Origin of the sequence: Brevibacillus sp. BC25 (assembly GCF_000282075.1) — a bacterium.
Classification (GTDB): domain Bacteria; phylum Bacillota; class Bacilli; order Brevibacillales; family Brevibacillaceae; genus Brevibacillus.
Map to the genome: position 1 here is coordinate 1 of NZ_AKIX01000106.1, position 4,940 is coordinate 4,940.

Genomic DNA, 4,940 nt, shown 5'->3' on the forward strand with positions numbered 1-4,940 from the left:
ATCATTTAATGATAGACTCATTAACGCTTTCGCTGTTCAGTTTTCAAAGAGCATTTCGCGCTATCAAGCGCTTCATTTCATTACCCAACTACAGATTGTGTAGTGGTGCCGGCGATAGGACTTGAACCCACAACCCCCTGATTACAAGTCAGGTGCTCTACCAATTGAGCTACACCGGCATTTGATTTATTTTTCGTTGTGTGCGTTTCGTGTGTGTCCCGCTCACGAGATTTAATATAGCACGTATAAATTTTAAATGCAATAGAAAATCTGAAATAATTTCATTCAAAATAAAAATCGAACAAAAAAAAGAGCAGTGGAACGACTCCCCACCGCTCTTTTCTTCTATTATACTATCCTGCTCGAAAGCCCTCTCCCAACACTTCTTGAGCAGGGCACAAAATAATGAATGCATCTGGGTCCACGGAGCGCACCATGATTTTCAGCTTGCTCACTTCACTTTGGCTGACAACTGCCATGAGTACCTTACGCGCGTCTCCGGTATATCCACCAGCACCATCCAACAAAGTGACACCACGGTCCAAATCATACAAGATGGTTTCTCTCAGCGTATCTGTTTCATTCGAAATGATATAAGCGACTTTGGAGGTATTCCAGCCCATCTGAACAATATCAATCGTCTTGCTGGTCACAAACAATGCGATAAGTGCATACAATGCTTTTTCCGGATCGAATACAATCCCTGCAAACAAGATCACTAGTCCATCAAACACAGCTACACATGCACCTAAGCTAAATCCTGAATATTTGTGGAGGATCTGCGAAGCAATTGAAAAGCCCCCCGTCGATCCTCTCCCCCGAAACACGATACCGATCCCGAGCCCTACCCCGATTCCCCCATAAATACTCGCCAACAGGAGATTCGTAGTTAACGGCTGGAGGTGGCTGGTCAGCATAACACACAAAGGGAGAACAATCGAACCAACCGCCGCCTTCAAACTGTATTGCCGATCGAGAAGTTTAAATCCTAATAGAAACAAAGGAATATTCATTGCCCATTGCACCACTGCCGGAGAAAAACCAAACATGTTATGCAAAATCGTAGAAAGTCCAGAAACGCCTCCAGAAGCAATTTGGTTTGGATTCAGAAACAGATTGAAACTAGTTGCCAATACTAGCGATCCTAGAACCAGCATGCCATATTCGAGCACTTTTCGCTGCGGACTGTTCATCTGGATTGCGGTTCGTCTTTTTCGTGCCACATGGTTCCACTCCTGACATTATCACGTAAGCAAAATCCGCACATACACTACCATGTTTTGGTCGAAAAGAAAACCCCTATTTCATTATCCCTCTTATGTAAGATTTACGCATCCCCCAGAAACATGCACGCTCAAGCCAAGAGCTGGATAAGATATGGAAAGAAAAAGTTGACTGCACACAAAATAAAAAGGATAATTACAATATAGTAATTATTATAATCTAAGAACGGGGTGACCTGTAATGGATCATCATATTGTCAGTGTCACACAACAAGTAAAACATCTAGGAAAAAGATTAACCATCCAAAGAAGAGCCGTACTCCTTCTTATGCTTAGCAATCGGAAATACTATACAGCCAAAGACGTTTACCATACTTTAAAAAACGAGATGCCAAACATCACACTCTCAACCGTTTACACCAGCCTGCGCTTTTTCGTGAAAATGGGTATTCTCAAGGAGCATGTTCACCACGACTCCCCCAATCAATTTGAATGTGTGGTAACGATGGACGACATTCAGTTGCCAGAAGTCATTTGATTCCTATTCCTATTCCTCAACGCAAAAAACTCCTGATGATTTCAGGAGTTTTTTTGTATGCCGTCAGCTATTAAAAATCAAAGTTATCCGGGTCTGGACCAACTCGGTGATTTTGGTTCAGCGCATGAATCATTTCCATATCTTCTTTCGACAGTTCGAAATCAAATACGGATGCATTCTCGACGATTCGATGCTCCTTGGTCGACTTTGGAATGGTCACAACGCCATTTTGCAAATCCCAGCGTATAATGACTTGAGCAATGGACTTCCCGTATTTTTCCGCAATTCCTTTTAGTACTGGATTGTCCAATAGCTGTCCTTGCATAAGCGGAGACCATGCTTCAAATTGAATCCCTTGCTCCTTGCAGTAGGCACGCAGTTCATCTTGGGACAGGCGCGGATGGAATTCCACTTGGTTCACCATCGGCTTAATCTCAGCGTCTTTAAGCAGTTCCTCTAAATGATGAACGTGGAAATTGCTTACCCCGATAGCTTTTACCAACCCTTTTTTGTACAGCGTCTCCAATGCTCTCCATGCTTCTTTGAACTTTCCTTCTACCGGCCAGTGAATGAGGTACAAGTCCAGGTATTCCAGCCCGAGTTTTTTCAGGCTCGTCTCATATGCTTCCAACGTGGACTCATACCCTAAATCCGCATTCCATACTTTCGAGGTAACAAAAAGATCTTCTCGAGTGATGCCCGCTTCCTGCAAACCTGCACGGATTCCACGGCCAACACCTTCTTCGTTGTTATAAATAGCGGCTGTGTCGATACTGCGGTAGCCATGCTTGATTGCTGTTTTTACGGCTAGCTCGAGCTCCTGGCCTTCCTCTACTTTAAAAACACCCAGACCCACCCAAGGCATTTTTACTCCGTTGTACAGCGTAGTCGTATCTTGTAAATGTTTTGGCATAACTTGTCTCCTCCATCCTTTTTCTCTATGTTAGTATGACTGTTTCCAGTCACCTAATGTGCTTCATGTCGTTTGACAAGTGTTATTATGAGAGAAACTAACGAAAAGTAAAAGTACGCACTTTTTTGTGTGATAGGCACTAATAAGTACCTATCATTCAGGGGGAAATCAACAATGAAGAAGAAGTATAACATTTCAGTGGAAGCTACACTTGAGGTCATCGGCGGTAAATGGAAATGCGTTATTTTGTGTCACCTGACTCACGGAAAAAAACGTACAAGTGAGTTGAAACGACTAATGCCGGGGATTACGCAGAAGATGCTAACGCAGCAACTTAGAGAGCTTGAAGATGATGGCATCATCAACAGGATTATTTACAATCAAGTTCCGCCAAAAGTAGAGTATGAGCTCAGCGAGTACGGCTGGACCTTGAAAAGTATTCTCGATTCGCTCTGCTTATGGGGCGAAAAGCATATCATTAAGGAATACGGCGACAAGTATGCTGTATTGGAAGAAAGTATCTTAAATCGATAATAGAACGGGAGTAGGTGAAGTTGCTTGGGAGCAATCACAATGCCTGTCTTGCGTAAATTGGGGAGCTCGGACCTGATGCTTTCTCCTCTAGGCCTCGGCTGCTGGCAGTTCAGCAATGGACACGGAATGGTGGGGAAGTTTTGGCCTGTCATTGGACCTCACGATGTTTTAAAAATTGTGCAGACGAGTTTGCTTGGGGGTATAAACTGGTTTGATACTGCGGAAGTATACGGCAAAGGTCAATCAGAACAGATGCTGGCAAAAGCCTTAAACGACGCCGGTCCACTTGCGGATTCCACCCATATTGCGACGAAATGGTGGCCTATCCTGCGCACCGCCAAAAGCATCGGGAACACAATTGACGAGCGCGTTCGTCTGCTCGATAACCGCACCATCCATTTGCATCAAATCCACCAGCCCTACTCCTTGTCTTCTGTTGCAAGCGAAATGAATGAAATGGCCAAGCTCGTCAAGCAAGGCAAGATTCAGAACGTGGGCGTCAGTAACTTTTCCGCCAAAAGTATGCGAGAAGCCGATCGCATATTACGCGAGCACGGTCTGCGTCTCATCTCCAATCAAGTGAAATACAGCCTGCTGGACAGAAGGATCGAACAAAACGGGATTCTGGATACGGCAAAAGAGTTGGGCATTGCCATTATCGCCTATTCTCCACTTGAGCAAGGGATTCTAAGCGGCAAGTTTCATAAGAATCCAGCCCTGGTCCAGTCCATTACAGGCCCCCGAAAATGGACATCACCCTTTCGTCCCGCCGGACTAAAAAAGTCTCAGCCGCTCATCACGGTCCTGGAGGAGCTGGCACGCAAATACGATGCATCCGCTACACAAATCGCCTTGAACTGGTTGATTCACGCTCATGGTGAAACGGTCTTTGCGATTCCAGGCGCGTCCAAAGTCAATCATGCGGAGGAAAATGTTAAAGCCATGCGCTTTTCTTTGACATCTTCTGAATTGCAAGAGATCGATGAAGCTTCCAAGCAAGTTTTAGCCTTCCACAAATGAAAAAGCTGCCGATCTAATCGACAGCCAAAATAGCGTAGTCATACACAGCTCTTCCCAATAATCCTAGTGTGTTCAAAGCGGATTGAGCGGTTACTTCTTTGGATAGGGCTGTAATGGAAAAGCAGCGATTGTTCGTATACAGCAAACCTACATCATGCTGTCTGCCAGTATCCCAACCCGATTTACACGGCAGTTCCCATGCAGGATGATTGGATTCTTCCTCATTTGGCAATTGGGACGGCAGACCATTACGGACTTGCTGCTTTTTCATAATGGCAATCATCTCTTTGCAGGCACGCTCAGACAAATAACTGCCCGTTGCTAATTGACCTAGCATACTCGCAACATCCCCAGCGGTTATCTTATTGTTTTCTGTGATGTCGAGTGGATAAATCATCAGTTTGCGTGAATAACAGCTTTGGCGCATTCCCAAATCGATCATGGTCTGGTCGATCTGCGCTTTTCCTACCAAATCAATCAGCATATTTGTCGCTGTATTGTCGCTCTGAATAATCATGAGGGTCACCAAGTCGCGAATCATAAGCTTCAAGCCTGGAGATAGCCCGTACAAAATCCCCGATCCCCCCACCAGATCCTCTTGGCGTAGGACAAGCTGATCATCCAATCGAAAATGCCCCAGCTCACTTGCCGTGAAAACGGCTGCCATGATCGGCACTTTGATCACACTCTCCGCAATAAACAGCTCGTCCGG

At 45.0% G+C, this 4,940-nt stretch carries 6 protein-coding genes and 1 tRNA gene; 3 read left to right on the forward strand and 4 right to left on the reverse strand.

Annotated features, from left to right (window positions below; all coding sequences use genetic code 11):
* Positions 1 to 103 precede the first annotated feature (103 nt).
* Together PMI05_RS23845 and PMI05_RS23850 are read right to left on the reverse strand one after the other, a co-directional pair.
* A tRNA-Thr gene (locus PMI05_RS23845) sits at positions 104 to 179 on the reverse strand.
* Between the two features lie 174 nt (positions 180 to 353).
* Entirely contained in the window at positions 354 to 1,223 is an 870-nt protein-coding gene (locus PMI05_RS23850; protein WP_007727413.1) for a YitT family protein, read from the reverse strand.
* A 241-nt stretch (positions 1,224 to 1,464) separates the two neighbouring features.
* Between PMI05_RS23850 and PMI05_RS23855 the strand changes: the two genes are divergently transcribed.
* Positions 1,465 to 1,761: a Fur family transcriptional regulator gene (locus PMI05_RS23855; protein WP_007727415.1), complete on the forward strand. Its 297-nt coding sequence runs from the start codon at positions 1,465 to 1,467 to the stop codon at positions 1,759 to 1,761.
* Positions 1,762 to 1,831: 70 nt separating this feature from the next.
* Here the strand turns inward: PMI05_RS23855 and PMI05_RS23860 are convergent, their stop codons facing one another.
* Positions 1,832 to 2,674, reverse strand: a complete 843-nt coding sequence (locus PMI05_RS23860; RefSeq protein ID WP_007727416.1) for an aldo/keto reductase — start codon at positions 2,672 to 2,674, stop codon at positions 1,832 to 1,834.
* Between the two features lie 174 nt (positions 2,675 to 2,848).
* Here PMI05_RS23860 and PMI05_RS23865 point away from each other — a divergent pair, with 174 nt between their 5' ends.
* On the forward strand, positions 2,849 to 3,208 hold the full coding sequence (locus PMI05_RS23865; protein WP_007727418.1) for a helix-turn-helix domain-containing protein: 360 nt from the start codon (positions 2,849 to 2,851) through the stop codon (positions 3,206 to 3,208).
* A gap of 39 nt (positions 3,209 to 3,247) precedes the next feature.
* The gene (locus tag PMI05_RS23870; RefSeq protein WP_007727419.1) at positions 3,248 to 4,228 is read left to right on the forward strand and encodes an aldo/keto reductase; all 981 of its coding nucleotides are present in this window, start codon (positions 3,248 to 3,250) and stop codon (positions 4,226 to 4,228) included.
* 13 nt (positions 4,229 to 4,241) lie between these two features.
* On the opposite strand, the gene PMI05_RS23875 is transcribed toward PMI05_RS23870, so the two are convergent.
* Positions 4,242 to 4,940, reverse strand: a 699-nt coding sequence (locus PMI05_RS23875; RefSeq protein WP_007727421.1) for a serine hydrolase, incomplete at its 5' end; no start/stop codon positions are given.

Bases quoted from the DNA above. Each gene is read 5' to 3' on its own strand.
- PMI05_RS23855 (WP_007727415.1), top strand. From the start codon at position 1,465: ATGGATCATCATATTGTCAGTGTCACACAACAAGTAAAACATCTAGGA.
- PMI05_RS23860 (WP_007727416.1), bottom strand. From the start codon at position 2,674: ATGCCAAAACATTTACAAGATACGACTACGCTGTACAACGGAGTAAAA.
- PMI05_RS23865 (WP_007727418.1), top strand. From the start codon at position 2,849: ATGAAGAAGAAGTATAACATTTCAGTGGAAGCTACACTTGAGGTCATC.
- PMI05_RS23870 (WP_007727419.1), top strand. From the start codon at position 3,248: ATGCCTGTCTTGCGTAAATTGGGGAGCTCGGACCTGATGCTTTCTCCT.